The following is a 15,167-nucleotide window of genomic DNA, read 5'->3' as shown; positions in this document are numbered from 1 at the left end:
CTTTATGATGATCGTTATCACTTTGCGCAAAGCAGTAAGAATCTTATTCTAAATATAGCTCATATGACCAGCGGCACTATGTTGTCCTGATCTATTATTTATTTTGATTAAATCTGTCTTCTAATGATTTGTCGAAGTTATAAATATCGGCGTACAAAGCAGGCTTCCCGTTTTTTATAAGGCAGGTCAGGTAAGTTATTATGATAGGTACAGGCTGGTTGAGGACAAAATCCTTCTTTTCGTAAGATAGGATTGCATTTTCCAGCTCTGAAATTTTGTATTCTGAACCATCATATGATAATAGCATAGCGGCGAGGCGATCCGCATTTTCCACACGTACACAGCCATGACTGAGCGCCCTTTTTTCCCTATTAAAAAATTGTTTCTGAGCGGTATCATGAAGATATACACCATAGGGATTTTGAAATCTAAATACAACCGCACCCAGTGCGTTGTCCTGACCCGAGGATTGCCTTACACTATAGTTATAAGGATTATTATAGATCTGTCTCAATTTTGATGCATTCACGGTGACTTTATTGCCCGATCCGTCATAGATGGAATAATTGTGATCAGCTAGATAGCTCTTATTTTTCAAAATTTCGGGAAGCATTTCTTTACGGAAAATACTTTGGGGAACTCGCCAGTCGGGTGCCGTTGAAAAATAATTAATTTCACTTTCCAGAACAGGCGTTTTTGTTGCAGGCTTTCCGACCACAACCTTAAATTCGGTTATCTCGTCTCCCTGATGAAATTCCAGCGTATAGGAAGGGATATTGACCATAATATAGTTCACACTTTGCGTGCCGATCCATCTCAGGCGTTCCATATTTAGGATGATCTTATCCATTTCCGCTTGAGAAGTTATACCATCATTCGCAGTATAGGAACGATCTAGGTAAGCCTGAAAATCACCATAAGCTTTGATCGTTGGCTGGGCCTGAAGTATAGCGCCCTGAAAATCTGGCTGCAGTCGTGCTGTTGACAATATCTCATCCGCGCAGAATCCATTGATCCTGCTGGTATCAATGCGCGACTTATGATATAATGGATTGTATTTTCCAAAGTGCAGGTCATTAATAAAGCTAATCAGGCCATCGGTCAGCAGCATATCAAACATGATTCTTTCCTTTTGATTCTGTTCAGAAGGAAAATCCCACCATTGTTTTAATTTTTCAAATGAAAGGCTTTCTAGATGGTAATCAGAGAGCGACAGCCCATAATGGTTGGCCCGTACCAGCAGTGAGAGCGCCATTTCCGATTGATCTCGTTTTTGCTGACGATCTGTCCAGCTATATCCTGAATAATTATCCGTATAAAACCTGACGACCGATTTTGGATAATTCAGCCCCGAAAGATAGGTATTGTCCTTTAGCGCTCTTGTAATTTCTATACCTATTGACACATTCTGCCCGTAGATCGCATTGGAGAGAATAGCGAAAAAAATAACTACGAAATATGGAAGCGCTTTCATGATATCAAATTTTTTTGCTTAAATTTTAATACCGACTAATCCTATCGCTGTATTTGTCTTCGGAAGGACAAACCTTCGAAGTGAAATCATCAACTTATTACAAAGTTCTGAAATATAAACCAATATAAATTACATAATATCAGCTGATTTTTATATAATTAGTAGTAATCGGACGGCACCAAGGGGAATATACCGCCCTTAGGTACTGAAAAGTGTTTAGCTACCTGTTACCACTTTTCTATGGTTTACCCCCCAATCTTTCATTGCATAGATTAAAGGTGTCAAGGTATCTGCATAGGGTTCTGTTTTGTAGGAAATTTTTACAGGATAGCCCTCAATTATTATTCGTCGTATTAGTTTATGCTGCTCCAGATCTTTGAGCTCTTTTGCCAAAACTTTTGGAGTTATCCCGGGAATGCTTTCCTGGATGTCTGTAAATCGGTCGTTTCCTACACTGATAGAAATGATAATGGGTATTTTCCATTTTCCATTGATTACATCAAGTGTATCCCGGACAGGCTTTATCGTGTCCAAACAATCGCAATGCATTTTTTTATGTGCCATAGCTTCTCTTAATTACGCTTATAAATTTACGTTAATTCCCTTCATAACCTCTGCAAACAATTGAGTCGATTTGATTCGGTCTTCAGAGGAGTAAAAATACACTTTCCTTTAGGAAAGCACTATACAAATGAAAGTATTTTGTAGGTAGCTTTGTCGTACAATTAAGTATTGCTATGAAAGATATTAAACAAATGCACCTTGTGATCCAGCTTCCGGGCGACGGGGGTATTGCGCCCGGCGGTTGGCGATGGCCAACACAGGATAGGTGGCAAAATAATCATTCAGATTATAAAATATTAATTCAAAATACAGTACTATGAAAATAGGAATAATCGGTACCGGAGCTATAGGTGGCACAATCGCAAAAAAGATGGTAGATGCTGGTCACAGCGTTAAAATTAACAACAGCCAAGGGGCTGAAAAACTGAAGGCACGCGCTGAAGAATTGGGGGCGTCGCCTGCAACGTCAGAAGAAGTCGTAAAAGATGTCGAAGTAATTGTCTTATCTCTTCCAACTTTGGCAATTCCCAGTTTGCCCAAAAATCTATTCACTAACGTGCCGGAGGATGTAATCGTTGTAGATACTTCAAATTATTATCCTTTCCGTGATGCGGATATTGAAGAGATCAAAAACGGTAAGGTCGAGAGTGTATGGGTATCGGAACAATTGGGAAGACCCGTGGTCAAAGCATTTAATAACTTATTAGCTGAAACCTTGGCTAATGAAGGAAAGGTAGAGGGGACTAAAAACAGAATTGCGATGGCAATAGCCGGAGATGATGAAAGGGCAAAAAAAGTGATTGCCAGTTTAATAAATGATGCGGGTTTTGATGCCGTCGATTCTGGTAGCCTTTCTGCGTCTTGGAGACATCAGCCGGGAACACCGGCATATTGTACCGAACTCACCGCAGAAGAACTGAAACAGGCATTTTCTGACGCAGTAAAAGAAAACGCAGCAACAATAAGAGATAGTGCAATTGTGAAACTTTCTGCGCTGCTTTCCTATCCGTCCAATAGTGAAGTTGTAGAATTTAACAGAAATCTTTTCCCAAAAAATCCTAAACTTTTTTAGCTTTTACTTTGGGCCTGGCGTAATTATAGCTTGGCCCAAAGCAAAAAAACTAATTGCGCGCTGGATATTTTGGCGCCGGATAATCCCTGTCAACATGCATGTTATTGATCAGAATCTCGTTGAACAGGTGGCGCATTCGCTTATCATTGACAGAAATTTTTATAATTTTGTTGTTGTAATAGACATCGCTTTCAAATTCACTCTCAATTTTCTTTGCGAATTCGGGAGCTAGCGATTTATAGGAAAATAAAAGCTCGGTCTCCATTTCTGCTATTTTTTTTATGGTCACCGTCCATATTAACCCAAACTCAGGAAAGAAAAAGTTTTTTTTCGGTGGTGGTACCTTCAGCTTTTTAGCCTTTAGCGAAAAAGTATACAGCATATGAATACTTGGTTTGGAGACGTCTTTTGCCGCCGCTGCAACCAATTTATTATACTCTTTTTCGTTATCCACAAGAATTTCAATATTTAAACCTCCCTCCTCGATTTCAAAGCTAGCCGTAGTATCTGTATGGGCCAGCGGCGTAATTTGCATCTTGGTATCAAGATACTGACCAGTCATATCGGGGATAGCTTCTTTTACACGTTCAAAACTTGCCTTTAATTTGCTTGGGACCAATTTAGTTGTCACCGTCTGCGCACGTAGACTAACCATTGCAGCAACAAAAAGAAGCATTATACAAGAATATTTTCTCATCATGATTTTATTAATTTAGCCATCTAATTGTAATAAGACCTTAATTTTCCTGTAAATTACGTGTTTTCTGCGCGGCTATCTACTTCCATTTCATATTTAACAGCAATCATTTACAATTCGTAACGTATGGATCCATATTCACTGCATCTGGATCTGCTCTTTTTACTTTTACTTTGACATGCAAGGGAATCCATCCACCATTTCCAGCATTCCAATAGTCAAATTCATAAGATGCGGCACATGCTGTCCCACGTAGCAGCTAAGAGCAAGCTAGTCGCCCGCGGTGCTTGAAAACAAGAAATATAGGCAGCTGGGGGCTCGAGGCACCATTGATCGGCTTGGACTATTTGAGTATGAAAATTATGTGTTCTGATTCTGCTGAGCCCATTTTTTCGGTTTAGATCCAAAATGCCTTTCAAATAATCGTCCAAAATAACTTAAATTGCTAAAACCTAACTGGTAGCCAGTCTCAGAAACCGATAGATATTCGTCTCTTAACAGTCTTGCAGCCTCTTGCATAAGCATATGCTGGTAATAAGGATACATTCCTTTACCAAAGACTTGCGTAAAAAGTTTCCGAAGTTTAATGACATTCATACCACTTATTTTTATTAATTCTTCCTGATGAAATGGTTTGTTTATCGAAGTCGCAATTCTATCCCGGACGCGATATACCGATTCCAGTTCATATTTTGATATATGCTGATGCGTAACATGCGTTCTTAAGGATAAATTTTTAAACAGATAAAATAGTAGTTCCAGCGATTTTAGCCTATAGTAGGCATCTGATAGCGTATCTGGTAATAGTGCCATTGAAATCTCATTGGTCACTTCGGCAATTTCCGGTGACATGAATTCCTCGATCCAAAGCGTTTTTTCATTATCAAATAGATAATCGAACGTAACGTAGTCTTTCCCGATAAAACTTTTTAAATAATCAAGGCTTACGATAATGGTTACCTGCTGGATATTGATATCTTTTGGAAAGCTCACCTCACTTTCTACATGCAATGGTATAATGCGAACGTGTGGCCCTGCCTGTGGTATCATTTTCTTAGTTGCGCTATTGATTGTTGAAGGCGAATTGATAATATTTTGAAAAGAAATGGATATTCCGTTTTCAATAATTTTTATTGGTTTCCTTCGAAAACAAAACGTTTCCTTGGCCACCACAGAACGGATCATGACCAGCATTTCGGGTAGCAGATCTATAATTTTAAGCTCATTCAGGTCAAGTTTTTCTAATGCGGAGTCAGCTGGTGCAAGCGAAACACCCAAGCGCTCCACCCAATAGCTCATTTCCTCTTTTCTATGTATACCACTCATTTTATCAGACTATTTTTGCTTTTTATTGAACTATTTTAGCATTAAAAGTATATATAAATTTGCGCTATCAATAAAAAAATAAAAAAAATGAAAAAACATATTTTAATAACTGGCGCAGGAATTGCCGGGTTAACGGCCGCAAATTTTTTAGCAAAACAAGGTCACACCATTACAGTAATCGATCGGTCGACTTCGTTCGATAAAGCAGGGTTCTTGATTTCCCTAAAAAGCTTTGGTGTAAAAATCATGGAAGAATTGGGATTAACCAAAAACTTACAGGCAGCATCATCGCCTTCTGAAACCGTTCATTTCGTAGAAACAAATGAGGACATCATTCAAAGCATTGATTACGATAAAATGAATGAAAACATTGAACGTTCTGTTCTTATATCGCGGGGCGGTTTACATCAGGTGTTGTACGAAGCCATCAAAAACGATGTCCATATAGTATTTGATACAACGATTTCACAACTCGAAGAACGGGAAGACTATACGAATGTTACACTTTCTAATGGAAGTACGCTAACGGTTGATTTAGTCATTGTTTCGGAAGGATTACGATCTGCTACACGAGAACGGTATTTTAGCAATGTGCAATTGGAAGACTTCAATACCCTTTACGTGGGCGGTAAATTAAAGCAAAGACATAATAAGCAAGTAGGCGTTTTTAAGGTCTATATCGATGTCAACAGAATGCTTTCTATCTACCCTATCGCGCAGGACGAAATCGCTATCCAATGCTACATACGCAGACCCGAAGACATTGGCACGCTAAAAAATAATGCGCCATCGATTCTTAAAAATGCTTTTGGTAATTACAATGCTGAGGTACAGCAACTACTGGACAGCCTCTTGGATGATGGCCTATTTTTCATTGATAAAATGGGTATGGTACATGCAACAAATCTCGTGAACGGGCGGGTGGTATTGTTGGGCGATGCTGGATATTGTCCCACCGCCCTATCAGGAATGGGCGCTTCGCTGTCTATTTATGGTGCAAAGGCATTGGCACATTTTATTGGAGAATATCCAAACGACATACTAACCGCCTGTAAAAGCTATAACACCTTGATGCAACCGATTATCGAAAAATTTCAGACCAACGCAAAGAATAATGCGGCATCTTTCCTACCCAAAAGCGAAGCTGATCTCGAGAAATTTGTTGAAAGCTTTCGGAATGCTAGCGCTATTGATGTTCAAAAAATAATGACAGATCCTATCGTGCTGACAAAGGAGCAAGAAGATTTATCAAAGTGGGCGATCTCAACCGCAGCTGGCGACGTATAATATATAATAATACAGATAGAGCATATTTATACACAAAAGGATTTTTTAAGTCCAATTGGTCTATATCCTAACCACTTGACGAGCAGCAATAATCACTTTTTTTGAACCATATTGTTTTGAGTACCGTTTAATTTGAAATCAAACTCATAAGCATATGAAAAGAATATTTCTGACCCTAGCAATTGCATTTTCGATTGTTGCCGTCCAAAGTTGCGGCGGCGGTGCAAAGAATGACAGTAAGGAAACGGCAGACAGTATCAACGAAGAAAAGGCGCCTGAAAATATGGATGATAATCAGGTCGCAGCGACGCCTCTATCCGTCAGCGAAGAGGATGCTAAATTTGTCACCGAAGCGGCAAATGGCGGTATGGCCGAAGTAGAGCTCGGGGAGTTGGCACAGCAAAAAGCACAGCATGCCGATGTCAAAGCTTTTGGAGAAATGATGATCAAAGATCACAGCAAGGCCAATGACGAACTGACTACACTCGCCAAGGCAAAAAACATTACTGTCCCTGCTACAGTAGGCGCTGAACAGCAAAAAGTAAAAGATGATTTGGCTAAAAAGACAGGAAGAGAATTTGACAAAGCCTATATCGATGAAATGGTGGAGGATCACGAAAAAGACGTCAAGCTTTTTGAGGACGCCAGTAAAAATCTGAAAGATGCCGAATTAAAGGCATTTGTGGATAAGACCCTACCGACTTTAAGGACACATTTGGAGCACAGTAAAGCTGTAAAAGACAAATTGAAATAATATTATTGGGTGCCACCCTTTAAGCTAAGTCAAGTTTTAAAGTGTTTATTCTATAAATGCCACGAATAGCGATTATTCGTGGCATTTATCATAAACTATGGATGAATTGGACAAAAGTCATGATGTATTTGAATTACTATTTCTTACAAACTATCGATAAGATACCAACTCAGAATAACTCCAATAATAAAAATCAATACTGCTGTAATAGTGATTCCGAAAGAGCCCTGAGCAAAACTTTCATCTTCGATTTGCCTTTTTGTCTTACGGAACTTAAAGAACGCCAATATAACTGTCAATGCGCCAATGATCACAATGGATACACCTACAACGCCCGAATAGCCATGATGTGATTGAGTGACCGCTCCGGTTTTCAGAACCAGCTCGATCTGACGAATAAAAAGCGAAAACTTAACAACCACAAATCCAAAGCCCATAATACCCAAGCTTGTCCGGATCCACGCCAAAAATGTCCTTTCGTTAGCGAGGTGGTCAGCCACTTTTTTTTGCACAATAGTATTTGCCATATAAGAATTATTTTTTTCAATAACTAAGTTAGGAAATTTAAAAACTTGACCATTCAAATTTATGATTCAGCAGCAAACTAAAAAAAGGGATCCGCGATTATGGAGTAACTTCTGATTATACTGACTCAGGTTTCATAACTTCAGTAACCCTATTTTTCCAAAGGATGATTTAGTTCTAATAGAATAAAATTGCACCAAATAAAACAATTTAGTTGCTATTTTAGTATATTTATGTACAATATGTATCTGCAATAAACAATTCAGGATATGAGAATTCTCTTAACCGGTGTTACAGGGTATATCGGAAAACGTCTTTTGCCTGTGTTGCTGGAACAGGGACATGAAGTTATCTGTTGCGTCAGGGATAAGGATCGTTTTGATCCATCGGCAATTTCGGATCATGTTCAAGTCGTTGAAGTCGACTTTTTGGATAAGGAAAGCCTAAAAAATATTCCGCTTGAAATAGATATCGCTTATTTCCTGATCCATTCGATGGCTACGCAATCAGGTGATTTCCAACAGATGGAAGCCGAATGTGCGACCAACTTTAGCAACTTTATTGATAAAACCAAGGCGCAACAGATTATCTATCTGAGTGGAATAATCAATTCCGATAGATTATCCAAACATCTTGACTCGCGGAGAAACGTTGAAAGCATATTGGCAAGCGGACGGATACCAATCACCACCCTACGGGCTGGTATCATCGTTGGCTCGGGAAGTGCTTCTTTCGAGATCATACGAGATCTGGTCGAAAAACTCCCCATTATGATTACACCCAAATGGTTGCAAACCAAATGTCAACCCATCGCCATACGCAACGTGATCGAATTTATGATCGGTGTCATCGCTAATCCGCATACATTTAACAAGAGCTATGATATTGGCGGTCCTGACGTCCTGAGCTATAAAGAGATGCTACTGCAATACGCTGCCGAACGAAAACTGAGGCGACAGATTTATATCATCCCATTGATGACACCGAGGCTCTCCTCCTACTGGCTTTATTTTGTTACTTCGACTTCCTATAACCTCGCGAAAAACCTAGTCGATAGCATGAAAGTCGAAGTGATCTGTAAGCCCAATACTCTAGCGGACGAGCTCGGTATAAAATTGATCAATTACAGACAATCGATACAATTAGCTTTTCAAAAAATTGAAAGCGACAATGTGGTGTCCAGCTGGAAAGATGCACAGACCAGTAAAATTTTATCGGGCGGGCTCACCAGGCTACTCGAAGTACCCACTTATGGTTGCTTTAAGGATATCCGTCAGGCTCCGCTCCAAGATAGTGAAGCTTCGTTGACCAAAATCTGGTCCATTGGCGGGAATTCGGGCTGGTATTATGGCAATTGGCTCTGGAAAATCCGTGGATTCATGGATCAATTAGTCGGTGGCGTGGGTATGCGAAGGGGACGAAAAAATAAAAGCGATCTGGCTGCCGGTGATGCACTTGATTTTTGGCGCGTGCTAATAGCAGATAGAAAGACAAAAAGATTATTGCTTTATGCAGAGATGAAACTGCCGGGAGAAGCATGGCTAGAATTTAAAATCGAAGATAATATGCTGATACAAACAGCGACCTTTAGACCCCTGGGTATTGCTGGAAGACTCTATTGGTACGCTGTATTGCCATTTCATGGCTTTATATTCAGGGGCATGATAAACAGGATAGCTAAACCTTAAAAATAAGAATTCACACGTTATGATTTATAATGAAAATGCAATCCTTAAGTATTGATCTCAATACCATTACGTGGCCCTTCTAATCTCTTGGAGTGCGGGCCACGATACAGTAGAATTTTTGGCTTTAAAGGCGATATCGAAGAGATAAATTACGCCAAATCTCTGTCGCAAAGTGCTGATCCGAATGCCTGTTTTCAAAAAACCAGTAGTCGCCCCTTTTTACTAGTTTTTGATCAATTCCGTCGAGCAAAATTGGCAATTCCGTATCGAGCTTTGATAAAGACTTTTTCAACAACACCAGCTGATAATCCTGTCCTTTGTAAGTTAAACGGAACACCTGTGAACGATGTGGCTCGCCGCTTATCCCGTCAATCGTGCCTTGCATAAATATAGATCTTCTAAAATTTTTAAAATAAAGCAATTACGCCAATATGATTACGCTAAAAAGTTACTAATCGAGCAAAAATCAGCTTAACAGTGCATAATTTTTATAACGAATATCAACAAATAATCGTGCCAAAGTCGATGATTTTTTTACCCATTTTGATTTCGTCATTTTGGCTACAACCAAGCTCAATATGGCAACAAATACCCTATGCCTTCTTTAGACATTTGTATTATTGAATCAGATAATAACACTATGAGAAAGACAATTTTCATTACAGGAGCTTCTTCCGGGCTAGGGAAAGCAACTGCCAAGCTATTCCGACAAGCGGGCTGGAATGTTATCGCAACAATGCGAAATCCCGAAAATGAAACCGAGCTTACCGAAATCGAAAACGTTACGCTATTAAAATTAGATGTAACCGATCCTGCACAGATCAAAGAAACTGTTGAAAAAGCAATCTCTTTGGCCAAAATCGATGTCGTTTTCAATAATGCAGGTTATGGATTGATGGGCGCGTTTGAAACCTTGAGTGACGAAAAAATACTTCGTCAAATCAACACCAATCTGTTGGGTGTATTGCGTGTTACACAAGCATTTATCCCACATTTTAGGGCACAGCAAAGTGGTTTATTTATTTCGACCACATCAATTGGTGGTTTTATGGGATTCCCGCTAAATTCGATCTATCATGCAACAAAATTCGCCTTGGAAGGCTGGAGCGAAAGTATGTCCTTTGAATTGAAAAAATTTGGGATAGCGATCAAGACTGTTGCTCCAGGAGGAATCGCGACAGATTTTGCAGGTCGTTCATTGGATATGAATCGATCTTCCGACTATGGAGACATCGAAAACAAACTGTTAGAACAAATGGATCTGATGATGCAAAACGCATCCACGGCGGAGCAAATTGCCCAGGTGGTATATGAAGCCGCAACGGACAATAAAGATCAGGTACGCTATTTGGCGGGTGTAGATGCAAATGCCTTATATGATAGACGTCTGTCAATCGGAAAAGAAGCTTTCAGGCAAGAAATCGCGAAACAATTTGAGGCTTAATTTTTAAATCGGCAACTGTCTTTACAGGCAGTTGTTTTTTGTAAATTTGTAAAACAAAAACAGGATGCATATTATCAATTCCATATCCGAATTTCATAAGCAATTGTCATTGCCGGCGCCGTTACATCCGCTCATCAGTGTAATTGATGTCGCTGGAATAAAACCTGATGAAAGCAACATTTGGGAGCAGTTCTGCGTCAATTTTTATAGCATTTCCCTCAAAAAAGATGTTACCGCAAAAATAAAGTACGGACAACAATATTACGATTTCGACAAAGGAACCATGAACTTTATAGCGCCCAGACAGATTCAGTCGTTAACGATTTCTGAAATCAGAAAAATGAACATTGAATGCGGAAAAGGTTATATGCTTATGTTTCACCCTGATTTTTTGTATAAGCACACACTTGCAAGCACAATAAAAAATTACAATTTCTTTTCGTATGCCCTTAACGAAGCATTACATCTCTCCGAACGGGAAGAAAAAGACATTGTAGAAATTTTTCTTAAAATCGAAAAAGAGTATCAACATATCGACAAACATACCCAAGGTATTATTTTGTCACAAATTGATATGCTATTGCAATACAGCAACCGGTTTTACGAGCGTCAATTCATCACACGAAAAGCTGTTAACAATGCGCTTCTGACACAATTGGAAAAATTGCTGGATGCCTATTTCGACAGCGAAGAAACATTAAAGCAGGGGCTTCCGACGGTAGAGTATTTAGCAGAAAATCTCCATGTTTCAGCACGTTATCTAAGCGATTTACTACGGTCACTGACGGGTAAAAACACCCAACAGCATATTCACGACAAGTTAATTGAAGAAGCCAAAGAAAAGCTCACGGCCACAAGTCTCTCAGTGGCAGAAATTGCCTACAAGCTCGGCTTTGAACATCCACAGTCATTCAACAAACTATTTAAGAAGAAGACCAATGTTTCACCTTTAGCATTCAGACAATTATTTCATTGACCTCTCCTCAGGGGTTCTTTTGATTTCCTATTTTTGCGTTTAAAGGTAATTTCCCGCCGTAGAGCTGAATGGTACGACATGAAGTCTGGAGAGAGGAATACAATACCTTCAGAACCCAATACATGAGCGAAGCAATAAGCCACTTATAAAAAAGGGACCGACGTATGCCAACGCGGTCCCTAATAAAACTATAAACTATTAAAAATATTTTCTCCGTTTGGATTAGTATCCAAAGATTTCATTTAAGCTAAGCTTAGTGATTTTACCAAGCGCGGTGATATGGTCCTGGTTTAGGTCCTTCTCCTCGCCCACAATGCAATAGCTATAGGGCTTGCGGCTGATATTATCGCTGTGAAATTGTTTAAGATCGCTGTATGACAATTGAGGGATTTTTTCAAAGATCATTTTTCTTGAATCTTCGGTAAGTCCACGGCGTTGTGCCGCCATATAGCTCGAAAGGATACCGGTCCCCGTGATACGTTCGCTAGCCAATGATTTTAATAAATTCGTACGCACCGATTCCAAGCCTACAGCTGATTCTGGCAGTTCATTCAAAAGCTCATTCATACCACCTACAGCGTCTTTAAACTTATCCGATTGCGTGCCGATATAAGCACCGACCAGGCCATGGTTTTCTTTCTTTTGTGGTTGTGCATAGTAGGCATAAGTCGTATAGGCCAAAGCTTTAGATTCCCGAAGCGTCTGGAATACAATACTGCCCATACCGCCACCAAAGTAGCCATTGAAAAATGCAACCGTCGGCAGTTGGTTTTTATCAAATAACCCTGAATTTCTGATCCAGAATACTTCAACCTGCTTCATACCATACTGTGCAAAGAATACTTTGTTCTCGTCGGTCGGCTTTTCTACAAATTTCACGCCCTTTTCTATAGTTGCATAGGCCGTGTTGTTATTTTTTAGCGGTGTCAGATTTTTCACCAACGTATTTACAGGCTCCGGTCCATAATAGAGAATACGGTGTTTCGCATTCGCTAACTTATGCAATACCGCGACTAGGTCTGCCGCTTTCAATCCATCCAGTTCCTGATCGGTATAGGTGTAATTAAATGGGTTTTTGGCACCATAACGCGCATAGGCTTTTAGACCCTCCATGATAGAAGCTTTATTCTCCTTGGCATTGGTACGGGATTTTTTAACACGGTCAATGAATGCCGTAAATGCGCGCTCATCCGCTACACAGTTATGCATCAGATCTTGCAGCAGACCGACTGACTCCTTAAAATTACTGCCCAAACCCGAAATTGAAACACTGCTTTCCTCATTTCCGGAAGAAACTGAAAAGTCTGAGGCCAGCTTATAGAATGCTTTGCTAAACTCTTCACTGCTCCTATTCTTCGTACCCAAAAATTCCAGGTATCCGACGGCCAAGCCCAGTAACTTGTTGTCCCAGCTACCAAAATCATAATGATAAGTCAGGCTAAATAGTTCGTTATCTTTGTTTTGAACAGCCAATACATCCAAATCCTTCAGTTTTGCTTTGGAAATCTCCTGATCAAAATCTAACCATTTAGGACTGATATTCTGCTCCGGCATAGCATTAATCTGTTTCAAAAATGCAGACTCCACATTCCGATTGACCGTAATAGGCGTAATGGCTGGCTTGACTACTTTATCTACATTGGCGTCCTGCCCTTTTTCCTTGAAAATGGTCACATAATTGACGTCAGAAATATATTTATTGGCAAAGCGAACAATATCTTCTTTCGTAATCTTAGACAAGCGGTCTGTATAAGCCAACTCTTTTGCCCAATCCAACTCTGAATTAAAGCCAGACATCAGTTGCTCGGCGGTACTGGAGTAGTTTTCGAAGAGCTTAATCTGTGATTTTCTTTCATTATTGATGATAGATGTCAACAAGTCCGCAGAGAAATCTCCTTTTTTCAATTTGTCCAATTCAGCCAACAGCAATTTTTTGACATCTTCAAGGCTCTGACCGGTACCTGGATTACCTTGAAGAATAAGCATCGAATAATCTTTTAGAACATAAGGAAATGCACCTGCTCCCAATAATTTCTGCGACTTAACAAGGTTCAGGTCGATCAAACCGGCAGATCCATTGGTAAGTACATTAGCCATTAGATTGAGGATCTGTGCATCCGGATGTGCTGCACCGGGGAAACGAAAACCCATTAAGACGTATTCAGCAGCAGGGCCTTTGACAGTCTTTGAAATTGGATTTGTGATGGGCTGCTCTTGCTCAAAGGTATATGCCGGCACGGGTTTGGATTGCATGCCTGAAAATGCCTTGTCTATGCGCTTAATCACATCGGTGGGATTAAAATCACCCGACATAATCACACCCATATTATTCGGAACATAATAGGTGTTGTAATATTCACGGATTGCTTTGAGCGATGGATTTTTAAGGTGCTCCACAGACCCCAAAACGGTTTGCTTGCCGTAGTTATTATTGGGAAACATGGCCGCAAAAATAGCTTCGATCGACTTTCTGTTATCGTTGTCTAAACTTATATTTTTTTCTTCGTAGACTGATTCAAGCTCTGTGTGGAATAAACGGAGGATGGGATTGCGGAATCGCTCCGCTTGTACGGTCAGATATTTATCAATGACATTGCTGGGGATATCTTCCACGTAGACCGTTTGCTCAAAGGAGGTAAAGGCGTTCGTACCCTTGGAGCCCATGCTGCTCATCAGTTTATCATATTCATTCGGAATGGCATATTTTGATGCCTCCCCCGATACACGGTCGATTTCTTTATAGATAGCCGTGCGTTCATTAGCATCTGTACTATGGTTGTATTTTTCATAGAGGTTGTCGACCTCGTCCAGCAGCGGTTTTTCTTTGGACCAGTCCAAACTACCAAACTTGTCGGTTCCTTTAAAGAGCATATGCTCCAGGTAATGTGCCAGTCCAGTATGATCTTTTGGATCTGTTTTGCTACCAGCTTTGGTTGCGATATAAGCTTGTATGCGAGGCTGTTTGTTATTGGGGCTTAAAATAACGGTCAATCCGTTTTTCAATTTGTAAAACCGCGTTTGAACCGGGTCGTTGGTCACATATTTATAGGTATAGCCCCCCTCTGAGGTCTCTTTCCACTGATATTTCCCGACTTGCGCCTGAATACCGGTCGTTATAAACAATAGCGACAGGAAAGCTACTGTTTTCATTTTTCTATTCATAAATAAACAATTTAGCGAACATAATCTTGATAATAGTTGGCAATAATATTTTCAACAATATTAAACTTTAACCAAACAATTATCAATGTAACAGCTTAAAAACAATAAAATTTATAGAAATATTAATATTAAGCGATACAATATTCAGAAAAATCATCATCATGTTATAGAAAAAAAGATTTTTTTCAGCTAACGGCC

13 protein-coding genes are annotated in these 15,167 nt (G+C 39.8%); 6 read left to right on the top strand and 7 right to left on the bottom strand.

The window, feature by feature from the left end:
• Window positions 1–94: 94 nt before the first annotated feature.
• Together B4G94_RS02295 and B4G94_RS02290 are read right to left on the bottom strand one after the other, a co-directional pair.
• Window positions 95–1,474, bottom strand: coding sequence for a L,D-transpeptidase family protein (locus tag B4G94_RS02295; RefSeq protein ID WP_286856890.1), 1,380 nt, complete (start codon window positions 1,472–1,474; stop codon window positions 95–97).
• A gap of 216 nt (window positions 1,475–1,690) precedes the next feature.
• Window positions 1,691–2,038, bottom strand: a complete 348-nt coding sequence (locus B4G94_RS02290; protein WP_286856888.1) for a winged helix-turn-helix transcriptional regulator — start codon at window positions 2,036–2,038, stop codon at window positions 1,691–1,693.
• A gap of 316 nt (window positions 2,039–2,354) precedes the next feature.
• Between B4G94_RS02290 and B4G94_RS02285 the strand changes: the two genes are divergently transcribed.
• Complete coding sequence (locus B4G94_RS02285) at window positions 2,355–3,110, top strand: NADPH-dependent F420 reductase (RefSeq protein WP_286856886.1); 756 nt, start codon at window positions 2,355–2,357, stop codon at window positions 3,108–3,110.
• 49 nt (window positions 3,111–3,159) lie between these two features.
• Here the strand turns inward: B4G94_RS02285 and B4G94_RS02280 are convergent, their stop codons facing one another.
• Together B4G94_RS02280 and B4G94_RS02275 are read right to left on the bottom strand one after the other, a co-directional pair.
• Window positions 3,160–3,810 carry a transcriptional regulator gene (locus B4G94_RS02280; RefSeq protein ID WP_286856883.1) on the bottom strand — a complete coding sequence of 217 codons (651 nt, stop codon included), beginning with the start codon at window positions 3,808–3,810 and terminating at the stop codon, window positions 3,160–3,162.
• Between the two features lie 357 nt (window positions 3,811–4,167).
• On the bottom strand, window positions 4,168–5,133 hold the full coding sequence (locus tag B4G94_RS02275; RefSeq protein ID WP_286856881.1) for a helix-turn-helix domain-containing protein: 966 nt from the start codon (window positions 5,131–5,133) through the stop codon (window positions 4,168–4,170).
• An 87-nt stretch (window positions 5,134–5,220) separates the two neighbouring features.
• Here B4G94_RS02275 and B4G94_RS02270 point away from each other — a divergent pair, with 87 nt between their 5' ends.
• Window positions 5,221–6,420 carry an FAD-dependent monooxygenase gene (locus B4G94_RS02270; protein ID WP_286856879.1) on the top strand — a complete coding sequence of 400 codons (1,200 nt, stop codon included), beginning with the start codon at window positions 5,221–5,223 and terminating at the stop codon, window positions 6,418–6,420.
• Window positions 6,421–6,574: 154 nt separating this feature from the next.
• On the top strand, window positions 6,575–7,174 hold the full coding sequence (locus B4G94_RS02265) for a DUF4142 domain-containing protein (RefSeq protein ID WP_108634122.1): 600 nt from the start codon (window positions 6,575–6,577) through the stop codon (window positions 7,172–7,174).
• A gap of 143 nt (window positions 7,175–7,317) precedes the next feature.
• On the opposite strand, the gene B4G94_RS02260 is transcribed toward B4G94_RS02265, so the two are convergent.
• Entirely contained in the window at window positions 7,318–7,701 is a 384-nt protein-coding gene (locus tag B4G94_RS02260) for a YidH family protein (protein ID WP_108634538.1), read from the bottom strand.
• Window positions 7,702–7,968: 267 nt separating this feature from the next.
• Between B4G94_RS02260 and B4G94_RS02255 the strand changes: the two genes are divergently transcribed.
• Window positions 7,969–9,387: an SDR family oxidoreductase gene (locus B4G94_RS02255; protein WP_286856875.1), complete on the top strand. Its 1,419-nt coding sequence runs from the start codon at window positions 7,969–7,971 to the stop codon at window positions 9,385–9,387.
• Window positions 9,388–9,511: 124 nt separating this feature from the next.
• On the opposite strand, the gene B4G94_RS02250 is transcribed toward B4G94_RS02255, so the two are convergent.
• Window positions 9,512–9,772, bottom strand: coding sequence for a hypothetical protein (locus B4G94_RS02250; RefSeq protein ID WP_108634120.1), 261 nt, complete (start codon window positions 9,770–9,772; stop codon window positions 9,512–9,514).
• A 255-nt stretch (window positions 9,773–10,027) separates the two neighbouring features.
• Here B4G94_RS02250 and B4G94_RS02245 point away from each other — a divergent pair, with 255 nt between their 5' ends.
• Together B4G94_RS02245 and B4G94_RS02240 are read left to right on the top strand one after the other, a co-directional pair.
• Window positions 10,028–10,831 carry an SDR family oxidoreductase gene (locus tag B4G94_RS02245; RefSeq protein ID WP_286856872.1) on the top strand — a complete coding sequence of 268 codons (804 nt, stop codon included), beginning with the start codon at window positions 10,028–10,030 and terminating at the stop codon, window positions 10,829–10,831.
• A gap of 64 nt (window positions 10,832–10,895) precedes the next feature.
• Window positions 10,896–11,807 carry a helix-turn-helix domain-containing protein gene (locus tag B4G94_RS02240; protein ID WP_286856870.1) on the top strand — a complete coding sequence of 304 codons (912 nt, stop codon included), beginning with the start codon at window positions 10,896–10,898 and terminating at the stop codon, window positions 11,805–11,807.
• Window positions 11,808–12,029: 222 nt separating this feature from the next.
• Here B4G94_RS02240 and B4G94_RS02235 read toward each other — a convergent pair whose 3' ends face one another.
• On the bottom strand, window positions 12,030–14,969 hold the full coding sequence (locus B4G94_RS02235; RefSeq protein WP_286856868.1) for a M16 family metallopeptidase: 2,940 nt from the start codon (window positions 14,967–14,969) through the stop codon (window positions 12,030–12,032).
• Window positions 14,970–15,167: the final 198 nt, after the last annotated feature.

Source organism: Sphingobacterium sp. UBA7625 (assembly GCF_002484085.1).
Lineage (GTDB): Bacteria > Bacteroidota > Bacteroidia > Sphingobacteriales > Sphingobacteriaceae > Sphingobacterium > Sphingobacterium athyrii.
Note: the sequence above shows the minus strand (reverse complement) of the source record. Positions and strands in the feature narration are given on the sequence as shown.